The sequence below is a fragment of the Pseudomonas sp. B21_DOA genome, assembly GCA_030544685.1.
GTDB lineage: Bacteria > Pseudomonadota > Gammaproteobacteria > Pseudomonadales > Pseudomonadaceae > Aquipseudomonas > Aquipseudomonas fluorescens_AO.
On sequence record CP086683.1, the window covers coordinates 5,754,447 to 5,770,783 of the forward strand.

General features: G+C 59.5%; 17 protein-coding genes, 1 tRNA gene and 2 pseudogenes. 5 read left to right on the forward strand and 15 right to left on the reverse strand.

Annotation, left to right across the window (positions count from 1 at the left end; translation table 11 throughout):
- The 9 genes from fdx to trmJ form a co-directional block, all read right to left on the reverse strand.
- The gene (gene fdx, locus LJU32_26605) at positions 1–342 is read right to left on the reverse strand and encodes an ISC system 2Fe-2S type ferredoxin (protein WKV88832.1); all 342 of its coding nucleotides are present in this window, start codon (positions 340–342) and stop codon (positions 1–3) included.
- Positions 342–2,207, reverse strand: a complete 1,866-nt coding sequence (gene hscA / locus LJU32_26610; protein WKV88833.1) for a Fe-S protein assembly chaperone HscA — start codon at positions 2,205–2,207, stop codon at positions 342–344. Before hscA ends, fdx begins: the two co-directional genes overlap by 1 nt.
- A 51-nt stretch (positions 2,208–2,258) precedes the next feature.
- A complete protein-coding gene (hscB, locus tag LJU32_26615; protein ID WKV88834.1) occupies positions 2,259–2,780 on the reverse strand; it encodes a co-chaperone HscB in 522 nt (173 codons plus the stop codon).
- A gap of 8 nt (positions 2,781–2,788) precedes the next feature.
- Positions 2,789–3,112, reverse strand: coding sequence for an iron-sulfur cluster assembly protein IscA (gene iscA / locus LJU32_26620; GenBank protein WKV88835.1), 324 nt, complete (start codon positions 3,110–3,112; stop codon positions 2,789–2,791).
- Between the two features lie 34 nt (positions 3,113–3,146).
- Positions 3,147–3,533, reverse strand: coding sequence for a Fe-S cluster assembly scaffold IscU (iscU, locus tag LJU32_26625; GenBank protein WKV88836.1), 387 nt, complete (start codon positions 3,531–3,533; stop codon positions 3,147–3,149).
- 100 nt (positions 3,534–3,633) lie between these two features.
- Complete coding sequence (locus tag LJU32_26630) at positions 3,634–4,848, reverse strand: IscS subfamily cysteine desulfurase (GenBank protein ID WKV88837.1); 1,215 nt, start codon at positions 4,846–4,848, stop codon at positions 3,634–3,636.
- Positions 4,849–4,898: 50 nt separating this feature from the next.
- On the reverse strand, positions 4,899–5,390 hold the full coding sequence (gene iscR, locus LJU32_26635) for a Fe-S cluster assembly transcriptional regulator IscR (protein WKV88838.1): 492 nt from the start codon (positions 5,388–5,390) through the stop codon (positions 4,899–4,901).
- 239 nt (positions 5,391–5,629) lie between these two features.
- Positions 5,630–6,406, reverse strand: a complete 777-nt coding sequence (cysE, locus tag LJU32_26640) for a serine O-acetyltransferase (GenBank protein WKV88839.1) — start codon at positions 6,404–6,406, stop codon at positions 5,630–5,632.
- A gap of 3 nt (positions 6,407–6,409) precedes the next feature.
- On the reverse strand, positions 6,410–7,180 hold the full coding sequence (gene trmJ, locus LJU32_26645; GenBank protein ID WKV88840.1) for a tRNA (cytosine(32)/uridine(32)-2'-O)-methyltransferase TrmJ: 771 nt from the start codon (positions 7,178–7,180) through the stop codon (positions 6,410–6,412).
- 144 nt (positions 7,181–7,324) lie between these two features.
- On the opposite strand from trmJ, the gene suhB reads away from it, so the two are divergent.
- Complete coding sequence (suhB, locus tag LJU32_26650; GenBank protein WKV88841.1) at positions 7,325–8,143, forward strand: inositol-phosphate phosphatase; 819 nt, start codon at positions 7,325–7,327, stop codon at positions 8,141–8,143.
- A 239-nt stretch (positions 8,144–8,382) separates the two neighbouring features.
- Here the strand turns inward: suhB and LJU32_26655 are convergent, their stop codons facing one another.
- The 6 genes and pseudogenes from LJU32_26655 to queA form a co-directional block, all read right to left on the reverse strand.
- Positions 8,383–8,931, reverse strand: a complete 549-nt coding sequence (locus tag LJU32_26655) for a glycine zipper 2TM domain-containing protein (protein WKV88842.1) — start codon at positions 8,929–8,931, stop codon at positions 8,383–8,385.
- Positions 8,932–9,051: 120 nt separating this feature from the next.
- Entirely contained in the window at positions 9,052–9,966 is a 915-nt protein-coding gene (secF, locus tag LJU32_26660; protein ID WKV88843.1) for a protein translocase subunit SecF, read from the reverse strand.
- Positions 9,967–9,975: 9 nt separating this feature from the next.
- Entirely contained in the window at positions 9,976–11,844 is a 1,869-nt protein-coding gene (secD, locus tag LJU32_26665; GenBank protein WKV88844.1) for a protein translocase subunit SecD, read from the reverse strand.
- 65 nt (positions 11,845–11,909) lie between these two features.
- Positions 11,910–12,248, reverse strand: coding sequence for a preprotein translocase subunit YajC (gene yajC / locus LJU32_26670; protein WKV88845.1), 339 nt, complete (start codon positions 12,246–12,248; stop codon positions 11,910–11,912).
- Positions 12,249–12,291: 43 nt separating this feature from the next.
- Positions 12,292–13,406 (reverse strand): annotated as a pseudogene (tgt, locus tag LJU32_26675) (tRNA guanosine(34) transglycosylase Tgt).
- A 14-nt stretch (positions 13,407–13,420) separates the two neighbouring features.
- Positions 13,421–14,485, reverse strand: coding sequence for a tRNA preQ1(34) S-adenosylmethionine ribosyltransferase-isomerase QueA (queA, locus tag LJU32_26680; GenBank protein WKV88846.1), 1,065 nt, complete (start codon positions 14,483–14,485; stop codon positions 13,421–13,423).
- Between the two features lie 108 nt (positions 14,486–14,593).
- Here queA and LJU32_26685 point away from each other — a divergent pair.
- The 4 genes and pseudogenes from LJU32_26685 to LJU32_26700 all read left to right on the forward strand — a co-directional run bounded on the left by LJU32_26685 (position 14,594) and on the right by LJU32_26700 (position 16,083).
- A tRNA-Leu gene (locus LJU32_26685) sits at positions 14,594–14,678 on the forward strand.
- Between the two features lie 164 nt (positions 14,679–14,842).
- Entirely contained in the window at positions 14,843–15,115 is a 273-nt protein-coding gene (locus LJU32_26690; protein ID WKV88847.1) for an Arm DNA-binding domain-containing protein, read from the forward strand.
- A gap of 26 nt (positions 15,116–15,141) precedes the next feature.
- Positions 15,142–15,330: pseudogene (locus tag LJU32_26695) on the forward strand (integrase).
- A gap of 81 nt (positions 15,331–15,411) precedes the next feature.
- Positions 15,412–16,083: a site-specific integrase gene (locus LJU32_26700; GenBank protein WKV88848.1), complete on the forward strand. Its 672-nt coding sequence runs from the start codon at positions 15,412–15,414 to the stop codon at positions 16,081–16,083.
- Positions 16,084–16,337 lie beyond the last annotated feature (254 nt).

A 16,337-nucleotide genomic window follows, 5' to 3' on the forward strand; every position in this document is an offset into this window, starting at 1 on the left:
TCAGTGCGGCGCTTCGGCCGCATGGTTAAGCGAATATTTCGGAATCTCGACGGTGAGGTCTTCCTCACCGACGATGGCCTGGCAAGCGAGACGCGATTGCGCCTCAAGGCCCCAGGCACGGTCGAGGAAGTCTTCTTCCAGCTCATCGGCCTCTTCCAGCGAGTCGAAACCCTCGCGGATGATGCAATGGCAAGTAGTGCAGGCGCAGACGCCGCCGCACGCGCTTTCCATCTCGATATGGTGTTCGTGGGCCAGTTCGAGAATCGATGTGCCGGGCGCAGCCTCGACCACCATGCCTTCAGGGCAGAACTTCTCGTGGGGCAGAAAAATGACCTGCGGCATCAGATATCCTCGATTTCATTCAGGTTGCGCCCCGACAGAGCGGCTTTCACCGTCAGGTCCATGCGGCGGGCAGCAAAAGCATCGGTCACCTGCGACAGACGCTTGGTCTGCTGCTCGATGGCGTAACCATCGGTACCTTTCATCAGTTCGGCCAGTTCCTGCATTTGCAGTTCGATGACCATGCGCTCTTCGGCGTCGAGCAAACGCTCGCCATCGGCCTCCAGCGCGCCCTGCACCGCTTCGAGCAGGCGTTGGGCATCGACTTGCTGCTCACGCAGAACACGGGCGACCTTGTCGTCATTGGCGTGCTGGAACGAGTCTTTGAGCATTTTGGCGATTTCGCCGTCGGTCAGGCCGTAGGACGGCTTGACCTGAATGCTCGCTTCAACGCCCGAGCCCGATTCACGGGCAGACACGCTGAGCAGACCGTCGGCGTCGACCTGGAAGGTCACGCGAATCTTCGCCGCACCCGCCACCATCGCCGGAATGCCGCGCAATTCGAAACGCGCCAGAGAGCGGCAGTCGCTGATCAGCTCGCGCTCGCCCTGCAACACGTGGATGGCCATGGCCGACTGGCCGTCTTTATAGGTGGTGAAATCCTGGGCGCGGGCGACGGGGATCGTGGTGTTGCGCGGAATCACCTTCTCCATCAGACCGCCCATGGTTTCCAGCCCCAAGGACAACGGAATCACGTCGAGCAGCAGCAATTCGCCGCCATCGCGCTTGTTGCCAGCCAAGGTATCGGCCTGGATCGCGGCCCCGATGGCCACCACTTGATCCGGGTCGATTTCCGTCAGTGGCTGACGACCGAAGGCTTCGGCAACGGCTTCACGCACACGTGGCACGCGGGTCGAACCGCCGACCATGACCACGGCGTGGACGTCTTCCAGTTCGATACCGGAATCGCGAACGGCGCGGCGGCAGGCTTTCAGACTGCGCGCGACCATTGGCTCGATCAGCGCATCGAAGGCTTCACGGGTCAGTTGTGCTTTCCAGTCGCCGTAAGCCACTTCCACACTGGCCGCATCGGTCAAAGCTTCTTTGGCCGCACAGGCGGTTTGCAGCAGATTGCGCTGTGCGCCCGGATCGAGATCGGCGGACAGGCCAGCGCTCTCAATGATCCAGCCGGCAATCGCGTGATCGAAGTCATCGCCGCCCAGCGCGCTGTCGCCGCCAGTGGCCAGAACTTCGAAAACGCCGCCAGTCAGACGCAGAATCGAAATGTCGAAGGTACCGCCACCAAGGTCATAAATCGCAACCAGGCCTTCAGCGTGTTGATCCAGACCATACGCCACAGCAGCAGCGGTCGGCTCGTTGAGCAGACGCAACACGTTCAGACCGGCGAGCTTGGCCGCATCTTTAGTGGCCTGACGCTGCGCATCATCGAAGTAGGCAGGAACGGTGATCACCGCACCAACCAGTTCGCCACCCAAGGTCGCCTCAGCACGCTGACGCAGGACTTTGAGGATATCGGCGGAGACTTCAACCGGGCTTTTCGGGCCTTGCACGGTGTCGATGAACGGCATGTGTGATTCGCCGCCGACGAAGCGGTACGGCAGCTGTTCGCCCAATTGCTTGACGTCGGACAGGCCACGACCCATCAAGCGCTTGACCGAGAGCACGGTGTTCAGAGGATCGGAGGATGCCGCCAGCTTGGCGGACTCACCGACTTCAACGCGGTCGGCGTGATAACGCACGGCGGACGGCAGGATGACCTGCCCGTTGGCGTCGGCCAGCGGTTCGGAAAGACCACTGCGCAGCGCAGCGACCAGCGAATTGGTAGTACCCAAGTCGATGCCCACCGCCAGGCGACGCTGGTGCGGTTGAGGACTTTGGCCGGGTTCGGCGATCTGCAGTAGAGCCATGGTGATCAGGTCTTGTCTGTCTGTCAGCGTGCAATTCAGCGCAGCACTGGGTTAATCGTCGAGGCGCTCTTCCAGCTGGCGCACTTCGTAGGTGAGCTTGTCGAGGAACTGCATGCGCCGCATCAGGCGTTCGGCCTGTTCACGTTGCGCAGCATCATCCCAACAGGCTGCGAAGCTCTCATTGAGTTCTTCCTGAGCAGCTTTCAAGCGACGCTTGAATACCGCAACACCGTCGAGGTCGGCACTGTCCTGCAGATCTTCGAGCTCTTCGCGCCATTGCATCTGCTGCAGTAGAAACTCGGGATCGTGGACGGTGACCTCCATCGGCACTTCATGCCCGCTGATTTTCAGCAGGTAGCGTGCGCGCTGGGCCGGACTCTTGAGCGTCTGGTAGGCGTCGTTGAGCCGCGCCGATTGCTCGAGCGCCGAGCGCTGTTCGCGTTCGGATGCATCGGCAAAACGGTCAGGATGGACGCCGCGCGCCAACTCACGGTAGCGCGTGGCCAACTGCTCGAGATCCAGGCGGAAGCTCGGTTGCAGCTCGAATAAAGCGAAATGACAAGGAATACCCACGACCAGCCTCAGATGTTGAAGCTTTCGCCGCAGCCACATTCACCGCGCACGTTGGGGTTGTTGAACTTGAAGCCTTCGTTCAACCCTTCCTTGACGAAGTCGAGCTCGGTGCCGTCCAGGTAGGCCAGGCTTTTCGGGTCGATGATCACTTTTTCGCCGTGACTCTCGAACACCTGATCCTCCGCCACTACCTCGTCGACAAACTCCAGCACGTAGGCAAGGCCGGAACAGCCTGTGGTGCGAACACCCAGACGAATCCCTTCACCTTTGCCGCGCCCGTCGAGGGAGCGCCGCACGTGTCGAGCAGCCGCTTCTGTCATGCTGATAGCCATCGTTGACTCCTTACTCGTCGCCGAATCTTGAAATTCAGATCAAGCCTTTCTTCTGCTTGTAATCGCGAACAGCCGCTTTGATAGCGTCTTCTGCGAGCACGGAGCAGTGGATTTTCACTGGCGGCAAAGCCAGTTCTTCGGCCAGCTGAGTGTTCTTGATGGTTTCGGCTTCGTCCAGGGTCTTGCCCTTCATCCACTCGGTAGCGAGGGAGCTGGAGGCGATTGCCGAACCGCAACCGTAGGTCTTGAACTTGGCATCTTCGATAACGCCCTGATCGTTGACCTTGATCTGCAGACGCATCACGTCGCCGCACGCCGGAGCGCCGACCATGCCGGTGCCGACATCAGGATCTTCCGCGTTCATCTTGCCGACGTTGCGCGGGTTTTCGTAGTGGTCGATGACCTTTTCGCTGTAAGCCATGATTCTCAATCCTCACTCATCAGGGCCGCTCTTGAGACCCTGCAACTGCGCTGCGTTAACGCCGCGTCGCTACAGGATCTGTATCCGGCGGCTTCTATAGTTAGTGTGCCGCCCACTCGATTTTCGAGATATCGACGCCGTCTTTGTACATGTCCCACAGCGGCGACAGAGCGCGCAGCTTGGTAACGGCCTCGCAGACTTTCTGCGCGGCGTAGTCGATTTCTTCTTCGGTGGTGAAACGGCCGAAGGTAAAGCGGATCGAGCTGTGTGCCAGTTCGTCGTTGCGGCCCAGGGCGCGCAGTACGTACGAAGGCTCCAGCGACGCCGAGGTGCAGGCCGAACCGGACGATACCGCCAGATCCTTGAGCGCCATGATCAGCGACTCGCCTTCAACGTAGTTGAAGCTCAGGTTCAGGTTGTGCGGAACGCGGGCGGTCAGGCTACCGTTGACGTAGAGCTCTTCCAGATGCTCGACCTGCTTGTAGAAACGGTCGCTCAAGGCTTTGATGCGCACGTTCTCGGCAGCCATGTCTTCCTTGGCCACACGGAACGCTTCGCCCATGCCGACGATCTGGTGGGTCGCCAGGGTGCCGGAACGCATGCCACGCTCGTGACCGCCGCCGTGCATGGTCGCTTCGATGCGCACACGCGGCTTGCGGCTGACGTACAACGCGCCGATGCCTTTAGGGCCATAGGTCTTGTGGGCGGAGAACGACATCATGTCGACTTTCAGCTTCTGCAGATCGATTTCGACCTTGCCAGTGGACTGAGCGGCGTCAACGTGGAACAGCACACCTTTGGCGCGCAGCATCTCGCCAATGGCGGCGATGTCGTTGATGGTGCCGATTTCGTTGTTGACGTGCATCACCGACACCAGAATGGTGTCTTCGCGCAGTGCAGCATCAATCATCGCCGGGGTGATCAGACCGTCTTCGGTCGGCTCGAGGTAGGTCACTTCGAAGCCTTCACGCTCCAGCTGGCGCATGGTGTCGAGGACAGCCTTGTGCTCGATCTTGCTGGTGATCAGGTGCTTGCCCTTGGAGGCGTAGAAATGTGCCGCGCCCTTGATCGCCAGGTTGTCGGATTCGGTCGCGCCGGAGGTCCAGACGATTTCGCGCGGGTCGGCGTTGACCAGATCGGCCACCTGACGACGAGCGTTTTCGACGGACTCTTCAGCCTTCCAGCCGAACACGTGGGAACGGGACGCCGGGTTACCGAAGTTTCCGTCGACCAGCAGGCATTCACTCATTTTCTGCGCAACGCGCGGATCAACCGGGGTGGTTGCAGAGTAATCAAGGTAAATCGGCAATTTCATGGACTATCTCCTAAATCAGGGCTGGCGTGCCGCGGGTAGCTCTTCGGCTGTCATTCGACGGCGGACGCTTCAATCTTGTCCAGGCGTGGCGCCTTGCTGCTGCAACGGCGCTGGTCCTGACGCTGGGCCACTTCTTGTACCTCACGGCGAGTCACAAGGTCGGCCAAGCTGATACCGCTCAGAAATTCGTGAATCTGCAGGCTCAAGTCGCACCACAGATGATGGGTCAGGCAGGTATCACCGGAATGGCAATCGCCCTGGCCCTGGCACTTGGTGGCATCGACCGATTCGTTCACCGCATCGATCACCTGGGCGACCTGGATGCCCTGCATGTCGCGGGACAACTGGTAGCCACCACCCGGACCGCGAACGCTGGAAACCAGGTTGCTGCGGCGCAGCTTGGCGAACAGCTGTTCGAGGTAGGACAGGGAGATGCCTTGGCGCTCGGAGATATCGGCCAGAGACACCGGCCCGTGCTGCGCGTGCAACGCCAGGTCAAGCATGGCGGTCACGGCGTATCGGCCTTTTGTAGTCAGTCGCATGGACAGTTACCACGGAGTTCGGAATGGGCGGGAGTATGCAATTCCCGAGCATTTAAGTCAACTATAAGACCTAGTGCTTTAGTCGGGTTTACCCGCAAAAGAGCGCGCGCACTATAGCAAAGACGGGTTGCGGACAGCCAGCGCAACCGCGTGATCGTTCTTCGCGAGCAGGCTCGCTCCCACATTGGAATGCATTCATCTGTGGGAGCGAGCCTGCTCGCGAAAAGCAGCGCCGCGGTTCAGCCGGCTTTCGATTCGTCCTTGCCCTTGACGCATGCGAAGTCTTCTTCGCGCAGCTCAGGCAGATCTTTCGCACAGTAATTGCTGCCCAGATCCTTCAGCGCACCGCACATGCCCTCCAGACGGCCGTCCACCGCTTGCAGATGATCGAGCAACTGGCCGATGGCGCGGGCCACCGGGTCGGGCATGTCTTCGCTGACGCCGTAAGCGTCGAAGCCGATCTTTTCCGCCATGGCTTTGCGCTTGGCGTCCTGCTCTTCATCGGTCTTGACAATGATCCGCCCCGGAATCCCCACCACCGTGGCGCCGGGCGGCACTTCCTTGGTGACCACAGCGTTGGAGCCGACTTTGGCGCCTGCACCGACCGTGAACGGACCAAGAACCTTGGCCCCAGCACCAACTACAACGCCGTCTCCGAGAGTCGGGTGGCGCTTGCCCTTGTTCCAGCTGGTGCCGCCGAGCGTCACGCCTTGATAGATGGTGACGTCGTCGCCGATCTCGGCGGTTTCACCAATGACGATGCCCATGCCGTGGTCGATGAAGAACCGCCGACCGACCTTGGCACCCGGATGAATCTCGATCCCGGTCAGCCAGCGACCGAAGTTCGACACCAGCCGCGCCAGCCATTTAAGTTCGTTGCGCCAGAGCATGCCGGCCAGACGATGAATCCAGATCGCATGCATGCCGGGGTAGCAGGTCAGGACTTCAAAAGCGTTACGCGCCGCCGGGTCTCGATGGAATACGCTTTGGATATCTTCACGCAAACGCTCAAACATCATTCAATCCTTCCGCTTTAGAAGTTCGCCACGGGCCGCTTTCTGGGTTTCCGTGAGAATGCCACGCAAAATATTCATTTCCGCCCGGCTGACCGAGCTGCGTCCGTACAACCGGCGCAGGCGCGCCATCAAGTGCCGTGGTTTTTCCGGGTCGAGGAATTCGATGGCAACCAGCGTCTGCTCCAGGTGCTCATAAAAGCGCTCCAGCTCATCCATGGTCGCCAGCTCGGCGCTTTTCACCGAGGCCACTTCCTCTTTCTCGACTTTGCTCGGCTGACCCTGTGCGGCCAGCCAGGCCATGCGCACTTCATAACTCAACACCTGCACCGCCGCCCCGAGGTTCAGCGAACTGAACGTCGGGTCGGAAGGGATGTGCACGTGAAAATGACATCGCTGCAGCTCTTCATTGGTCAGGCCGGAGTCTTCACGACCGAACACCAAAGCAATCTCGGCGCCCTGCCCGGCTTCCTCGACCACCTTGTTGCCGCATTCGCGCGGATCCAGCAGCGGCCAGGGAATGCGGCGGTCGCGGGCGCTGGTGCCGAGCACCAGATTGCAACCGACCAAAGCATCTTCCAACGTGGCGACGACTTGCGCGTTTTCAAGGATGTCACCAGCACCGGAGGCGCGGGCGTCGGCCTCGTGGTGCGGGAAGACCCGCGGTTCGACCAGCACCAGTCTCGACAGACCCATGTTTTTCATGGCGCGCGCGGCCCCGCCGATGTTGCCGGGGTGGCTGGTGTTGACCAGGACGACACGAATGTTCTGCAGCAAGGGAGGCGCTCTCGGACACAGGAAAGGGGGCAAATCTTACAGAACAGCCTACCGTTAAGCTATGAAAGCGAACAGCGTCCTTCACCTGAAGAAAAGTTCTGATAGAATGCGCGGCTTTCTTTAACAACCTTAGGTGACACATCCATGCAGCCCATGCTGAATATCGCGCTGCGCGCCGCCCGCAGCGCCAGTGAACTGATCTTCCGCTCCATCGAGCGCCTGGATACCATCAAGGTCGACGAAAAAGACGCCAAGGATTACGTATCCGAGGTTGATCGCGCCGCTGAACAGAAAATCATCGATGCCCTGCGCAAGGCTTACCCGAATCACTCGATCCAGGGTGAAGAAACCGGCCTGCACGCCGGCACCGGCATCGAAGGCGAAGAGTACCTGTGGATCATCGATCCGCTGGACGGCACTACCAACTTCCTCCGTGGCATTCCGCATTTTGCAGTGAGCATCGCCTGCAAATATCGTGGCCGCCTGGAACACGCAGTGGTTCTGGACCCGGTTCGCCAGGAAGAATTCACCGCCAGCCGTGGTCGCGGCGCTCAACTGAACGGTCGTCGTCTGCGCGTCAGCGGTCGCACCAGCCTCGACGGCGCCCTGCTCGGCACCGGCTTCCCGTTCCGTGACGATCAGATGGACAACCTCGACAACTACCTGGGCATGTTCCGCGCCCTGGTTGGCCAGACTGCCGGTATCCGCCGCGCCGGCTCGGCGAGCCTGGACCTGGCCTACGTGGCTGCCGGTCGTTTCGATGCGTTCTGGGAGTCGGGTCTGTCCGAGTGGGACATGGCTGCAGGCGCCCTGCTGATTCAGGAAGCCGGCGGCCTGGTGAGCGACTTCACCGGCGGTCACGATTTCCTTGAGAAAGGCCACATCGTTGCCGGCAACACCAAGTGCTTCAAGGCAGTGCTGACGGCGATCCAGCCGCACCTGCCGGCCTCGCTGAAGCGCTAAGCTTTCCGCGAAACCAAAAGCACCCTCCGGGGTGCTTTTTTATGCCTGCAATTCCAAACAGCACAATTCCCTGTGGGAGCGAGCCTGCTCGCGAATGGGGCGTGTCAGCAAAGGAAATATCAACTGTTGGACCGTATTCGCGAGCAGGCTCGCTCCCACAGGTGAGAATCGCGTGTAGCCCTGAAACGCGGGTATAAAAAAGCACCCCACAGGGTGCTTCTTTTCACAACAGTAGCGCTTTACTGACCCGGCTCATTCTGCGACAGGATTAGCTTGCCTTCTTTGTCGACCGGAATCTGGTTGCCCGGATCACGATCCATCCGTACTTTGCCTTCCTTGCCATCGAGCGAGTAACGCACGTCGTAACCGACGACCTTGTCGCTGATGTCATTGACCGTGTTGCAGCGGGTTTGCGTGGTGGTGTAGGTGTCGCGGTTCTGCATACCTTCCTGCACCTTGTTACCGGCATAACCGCCGCCGACTGCACCGGCCACAGTGGCAATCTTCTTGCCGGTACCGCCGCCCACCTGATTACCCAACAGACCACCGGCTACGGCACCGATCGCCGTGCCGAGAATCTGGTGTTGATCCTTGACCGGCGCCTGCCGGGTCACGGTTACATCCTTGCATACTTCACGTGGAGTCTTGATCTGTGTCTTGACCGGCTCAACGGCTAATACTTGCGCATACTCAGGGCCGCTTTTAACCAGGCTGTAGGTGGCAACAGCACCCCCGGCTGTGACACCGACAGCACCCAATACCGCACCAACCAGCAACGACTTGTTCACATGAACCTCCTGACCATCACATGCGGGACGCGCCCGCGCTTCTCCCAGCCTTGGAGCACAAAAAAGGCGCGAGTTCAACTCGCGCCTTTTGTCAGCTGACAGCCGGGAAATCGCTAACCGTCATGGACGGTCGTCGACTTCCTTCTCGGTGTTGGCCGGAGGAATCAGATCCTCGGTGGTCAGGTTCAGCCAGATCAGCACCACGTTGGCGATGTAGATCGACGAGTAAGTACCCGCCAGTACACCGATGAACAGTGCGATGGAGAAGCCGAACAGGTTGTCGCCACCGAAGAACAGCAGCGCCGCGATCGCCAGCAGAGTGGAGATCGAGGTCGCCATGGTGCGCAGCAGGGTCTGGGTGGTCGAGATGTTGATGTTCTCGATCAGCGTCGCCTTGCGCAGCACGCGGAAGTTCTCACGCACCCGGTCGAAGACCACGATGGTGTCGTTCAGCGAGTAACCGATGATCGCCAGCACTGCCGCCAGTACTGTCAGATCGAAGGTGATCTGGAAGTACGAGAGGATCCCCACGGTCACGATCACGTCGTGGATCAGCGAGACAATCGCGCCGACCGCAAACTTCCACCGAAAGCGGAACGCCAGGTAGATCAGAATGCCGCCGAGCGCCAGCAGCATGCCGAGGCCGCCCTGGTCGCGCAGTTCTTCACCGACCTGCGGGCCGACGAACTCGACACGCTTGACCGTCGCCGGGTTGTCGCCGCCGACTTTCTGCAGTGCGTCTGCAACCTGATGGCCCAGCTGCGGATCTTCACCCGGCATGCGCACCAACAGATCGGTCGTCGCGCCGAAGTTCTGCACGATAGCTTCGTGATAACCGGAACTCGCCAGCTGCTCGCGCACCTTGGTGACATCCGCCGGACGCTCGTAGGTCAGCTCGATGAGTGTACCGCCGGTGAAGTCCAGGCCCCAGTTCATGCCCTTGGTGGCGACACTGAACAAGGCAATGACGGTAAGCAGCAATGTGACGCCGAACGCGAAGTTGCGAACGCCCATGAAGTTGATTGTACGTAACATGGCAGCCCCTTAAATCCACAACTTCTTGAAGTCACGTCCGCCAAAGATCAGGTTGACCATTGCGCGGGTCACCATGATGGCCGTGAACATCGAGGTAAAGATCCCGAGGGACATCGTCACTGCGAAACCCTTCACCGGGCCAGTGCCCATGGCGAAGAGAATACCGCCGACCAGCAAAGTGGTCAGGTTGGCGTCGAGAATCGCAGTGAATGCCCGGCCGAAGCCTTCGTTGATTGCCCGCTGCACCGTCATGCCGGCGGCGATCTCTTCACGAATCCGCGAGAAGATCAGTACGTTGGCGTCGACCGCCATACCCATCGTCAACACGATACCGGCGATACCCGGCAGGGTCAGCGTGGCGCCCAGCAACGACATCAACGCCAGCAGCAGCACCATGTTCACCGCCAGTGCGACGGTGGCGATGACGCCGAAGAAGCGGTAGATGGCGATGATGAACAGCGATACGAACAGCATGCCCCACAGGGAAGCGTCAATACCTTTGGTGATGTTGTCAGCACCCAGGCTCGGACCGATTGTGCGCTCTTCAGCGAAGTACATCGGTGCAGCCAGACCACCGGCACGCAGCAGCAGCGCCAGCTCGGACGATTCGCCCTGACCGTTCAGGCCAGTGATGCGGAATTGCGCACCCAGCGGCGACTGAATGGTCGCCAGGCTGATGATCTTCTTCTCTTCCTTGAACGTCTGTACCGGCACGTCTTTCTCGACGCCATCAACCACTTGCTTGGTGTAAGTGGTGACCGGACGCTGTTCGATGAAGATCACCGCCATGCTGCGACCGACGTTGGAACGGGTCGCGCGGCTCATCAGCTCGCCACCGTGGCCATCCAGACGGATGTTCACTTCTGGCGTGCCGTGTTCGCCAAAACCGGCCTTGGCATCGGTAACCTGGTCACCGGTGATGATCAGACCACGCTCGATCTGCGCCGGAGGACGATTGCCTTCGCGGAACTCGAACGACTCGGAAGTGGCTTTCGAAGCGCCCGGCTCGGCGGCCAGACGGAACTCAAGGTTGGCCGTCTTGCCGAGAATACGCTTGGCTTCGGCAGTGTCCTGCACGCCCGGCAGCTCAACCACGATGCGGTTGGCGCCCTGACGCTGCACGATCGGTTCGGCAACACCCAGCTCGTTGACGCGGTTACGTACCGTGGTCAGGTTCTGCTTGATGGAGTATTCACGGATTTCCGCCAGCTTGGCCGGGGTCATCGCCAGACGCAGCACCGGTTGACCGTTGAGGTCGGCCGGAACAATGTCGAAATCGTTGAAGTTCTTGCGGATCAGCGCACGGGCCTGTTCGCGGGAGTCTTCATCGCTGAAGCCCAACTGAATGGCACCGCCCAGTTGCGGCAGGCTGCGATAGCGCAGCTTCTCTTTGCGCAGCAGGCTCTTGACGTCGCCTTCGTAGACTTTCAGGCGCGCATCGAGGGCTTTATCCATGTCCACTTCGAGCAGGAAGTGCACACCACCGGACAAGTCCAGACCCAGCTTCATCGGGTGCGCACCGAGGTTGCGCAGCCATTGCGGGGTGGTCTGTGCCAGGTTCAGCGCGACGACGTAGTCATCACCCAATGCCTTGCGCACAACGTCTTTGGCCGGCAGCTGATCTTCAGCCTTGCTCAGACGGATCAGACCGCCCTTGCCGCCCGCCGTCAGCGTAGCCGCCTTGACGTTGATGCCGGACTCTTTCAGCGCTGTGCTGACGCGAGCCAGATCGGCGTCATTGACCTGCAAAGCCGTGCTGGCGCCACTGATCTGAATCGCCGGGTCATCGGGGTAAAGATTGGGAGCGGAATAAATCAGACCGATCGCCAGCACCGCCAGGATCAGAATGTATTTCCACAGAGGGTATTTGTTCAGCATCACGCCGCCCGTTATGAACGCGGGGCGCCTTGCGCGCCCCGTCGATTGAGTAGAAGTTGTTGCTCTTAGATCGCTTTCAGCGTGCCTTTTGGCAGCGTGGCGGCGATGGCGCCTTTCTGGAACTTCATTTCCACGGTGTCGGACACTTCCAGAACCACGAAGTCATCGGCAACCTTGGTGATCTTGCCGGCGATGCCGCCAGTGGTCACGACTTCGTCACCCTTCTGCAGGCTGCTCAGCAGGTTCTTCTGCTCTTTGGCGCGCTTGGCCTGTGGACGCCAGATCATCAGGTAGAAGATGACCAGGAAGCCGACCAGGAAAATCCACTCGAAGCCGCCGCCCATTGGGCTTGCAGCAGCCGGTGCAGCTGCGTCAGCCATGGCGTTAGAGATAAAAAAGCTCATTTAGCACTCCAGTTGCAAATGTTGAATCTTGGGGTCAGAAAACTCAGTCCAAAGGCGGGACGGGAAGTCCGCGTTTGGCGTAGAAGGCATCGACAAAGGCGGCCAATGTACCCTGTTGAATAGCCTCGCGCAAACCAGCCATCAGCACCTGATAATGGCGCAAGTTATGGATGGTATTGAGCATGCTGCCGAGCATTTCGCCGCACTTGTCCAGGTGATGCAGATAAGCGCGCGAGAAGTTCTGGCAGGTGTAGCAATCGCAGGTCGGATCCAGCGGCGATTCATCGTGGCGATGGAACGCGTTACGGATCTTCAGCACACCGGTATCGATGAACAGATGCCCATTGCGGGCATTACGGGTTGGCATCACGCAATCGAACATGTCCACCCCGCGGCGCACACCCTCAACCAGATCTTCCGGTTTGCCAACGCCCATAAGGTAACGAGGTTTGTCAGCGGGCATCTGACCCGGCAGATAATCCAGCACCTTGATCATTTCGTGTTTCGGTTCGCCCACCGACAGACCGCCGATGGCGAGGCCGTCGAAGCCAATCTTGTCGAGGCCCTCGAGCGAGCGCATGCGCAGGTTTTCATGCATGCCGCCCTGGACGATACCGAACAGCGCCGCGGTGTTGTCGCCGTGGGCATTCTTCGAACGCTGCGCCCAGCGCAACGACAACTCCATCGATACGCGCGCGACGTCTTCGTCAGCCGGATACGGCGTGCATTCGTCGAAGATCATCACAATGTCGGAACCGAGATCGCGCTGCACCTGCATCGACTCTTCCGGGCCCATGAACACTTTGGCGCCGTCGACCGGAGAAGCGAAGGTCACGCCCTCCTCCTTGATCTTGCGCATCGCGCCGAGGCTGAACACCTGGAAGCCGCCGGAGTCGGTGAGGATCGGGCCTTTCCACTGCATGAAATCGTGCAGGTCGCCGTGCTCCTTGATCACCTGAGTGCCGGGACGCAGCCACAGGTGAAAGGTGTTGCCCAGAATGATTTCCGCGCCCGTGGCGACAATGTCGCGCGGCAGCATGCCCTTGACCGTGCCGTAGGTGCCGACCGGCATGAACGCCGGGGTCTCGACGGTGCCACGGGGAAGGTCAGGCGACCACGACGAGCCTTGCCATCGGTGGCCAGCAACTCAAAGGACATTCGACATTCGCGACTCATTCTGTTTCCTCTGGGCCTGTCTGTTCAGGGGCAGTTGGAGCGGGATTGCGGGTGATGAACATCGCATCCCCGTAACTGAAAAAGCGGTAGCCGTTTTCAACGGCGGCCTTGTAGGCGGCCATGGTTTCGGGATAACCGGCAAACGCGGAAACCAGCATCAACAGCGTGGATTCCGGCAAATGGAAATTGGTCACCAGGGCATCGACCACATGAAACGGCCGGCCCGGGTAGATAAAGATGTCGGTGTCGCCACTGAACGGCTTGAGCACACCATCGCGCGCCGCACTTTCCAGCGAACGCACACTGGTGGTGCCGACCGCAATCACCCGACCGCCACGTGCACGGCACGCCGCCACCGCATCGACCACGTCCTGGCCGACTTCCAGCCACTCGCTGTGCATGTGGTGATCTTCGATCTTCTCGACACGCACCGGCTGAAACGTCCCCGCGCCGACGTGCAACGTCACGAACGCAGTCTCGACGCCCTTGGCAGCAATCGCCTGCATCAGCGGCTCATCAAAATGCAGCCCCGCCGTCGGCGCTGCGACCGCACCTAGACGCTGGGCATACACGGTCTGATAACGCTCGCGATCCGAGCCTTCATCCGGGCGGTCTATATAAGGAGGCAACGGCATGTGCCCGACGCGGTCGAGCAGCGGCAAGACTTCCTCGGCAAAACCCAGCTCGAACAGCGCATCATGACGCGCGAGCATCTCGGCTTCGCCACCGCCGTCGATAAGGATCTTCGAACCCGGCTTCGGCGACTTGCTGGAGCGCACATGAGCCAGCACGCGGTGCGCATCGAGCACGCGCTCGATGAGAATTTCCAGCTTGCCGCCGGACGCTTTCTGCCCGAACAGCCGCGCCGGAATCACCCGGGTATTGTTGAACACCATCAAATCGCCCGGGCGCAAATGCTCAAGCAAATCAGTGAATTGACGGTGTGCCAGGGCGCCGCTCGGCCCATCGAGGGTCAGCAGGCGACTACCGCGACGCTCGGCCAACGGATGGCGGGCGATCAGCGAATCAGGAAGCTCGAAAGTAAAGTCAGCAACGCGCATGATGGGGTTCGTCTAGCAGGGCCGGAAAGTCTAGCGGAAATATCAAAAATTGACCATGAAACGTGATTGACCAACGGTAATCACCTCTCTATACTTCGCCGCCATTGAGCCCTGATGGCGGAATTGGTAGACGCGGCGGATTCAAAATCCGTTTTCGAAAGGAGTGGGAGTTCGAGTCTCCCTCGGGGCACCACATAGCAGTATCTGAGAGTCTCTACCAGCCTCTCAGACCCAAAGAAACCGGCCACTTGGCCGGTTTTTTTGTGCCTGTCTGTCTACCCCTGTATCCCCTTATCCGTTGTATGCCTGTATCCCTGCTTGTATCCTGACTAAAATACCGAACTTTGGGATACAAGGATGAAGCGCGCAGACATCAAGCGCCGCCCTCTCGCTGACACGACACTTGCGGGATTGGAGCCGGAATTAAAGGAATACCGGGAGCTGGACGGAAACGGCCTCTACTTCAGGGTTAAACCTGATGGTGGTAAATCCTGGCAACTCCGCTACAAACGTCCGGCGGGCAATTGGGCTTGGATGGGGCTCGGGGGTTACCCGGAAGTAAGTGGCGCGCTGGCAAGGGACAAAGCTGCCGATCTACGCAAGGTAGTGAGTAGCGGTGCCGACCCCTAGAACAAAAGCGATCCGCAAAAGCTGCTATCGATGCGGCCAAGACCCGAACCTTTCGAGCTGCCGCTGATGCCTGGCTGAAGGCAAAAGAGGAAAAGGGTCTCGCACCCTCCACTCTCAACAAAATCCGCACCTACCTCGACAAAGACATACTCCCGGCACTGGGAGATAAGCCTTTAGACGAAATCACCCGTACCGACTGCGCGGAACTCCAAGCATCCATCGAAGCCCGGGATGCACACAACGTGGCGGAAAAATGTCGCACTTGGATCAATCAGATATTCGGGCGAGCCATCGGTTTGGGCCTCACGGAAAACGATCCGGGCAGTCGCCTACGAGATATTGCCGCTCAAGCCCCGAAGACTCAGCAGCATCCTCATTTGCTTGAGCCTGAGTTGGCAGAATTCCTCCAAGCACTCAAAAACACTCCCAGCAGGCTGACGGCCCGAACTGCTGCATGGCTCTGTATCTGGACCGCATCTAGACCGGGCATGGTTCGGTTAGCTGAATGGAAAGAGTTCGACCTTGATAAAGCGCTATGGACGACACCTGCCGCCAAGATGAAGATGCGCAGAGACTTCGTGTGTCCACTCCCTAAGCAAGCGCTTTCCGCTCTGAAAGAACTTCATTGCCTCACAGGTCGTAGTCGCTGGCTGTTCCCTGGGGTGGGCGCTAAGAACCCAACGATTAGCGAAAACACCATCAACAAGGTCTTCGCGACAGTTGGTTACAAAGGTCGCTTGGTTGGTCACGGTACTCGTCACACCGCCAGCACTCTGCTCAGGGAACACGGCTGGCCGAAAGAGCATGTCGAGGCGCAGCTAGCCCACAAAGAAGAGGGAATATCCGGGGTATACAACAAGGCTCAATACCTTGAGCACCGAGTGAAGATGATGCAGTGGTATGCAGATCACCTTGACGCCTTGGCAAGCGAGAAGGTGGTCAAGGGACAATTTGGAAAAGCGGTATGAATGCACTTATCCATACCACCTTCAAAATCCGTGTTACAGGTGTTACTCGTGTAACGGTGCCGGCCAAACACCCGGATTCATTGGCTTTTAACCCCGTTACACTCCAGCACGCCATTCCGTACACTCGATGTAACGCACGCCGATTGTGTAACGCTACAACAGGCCCCTCGCCTGCTGCGGGCCGACACTCCATCACACTTGGCCATAGCGCAAAGCCCGCTGGCTACGCTTCCAACTTGCAGGGCGCGGGACAG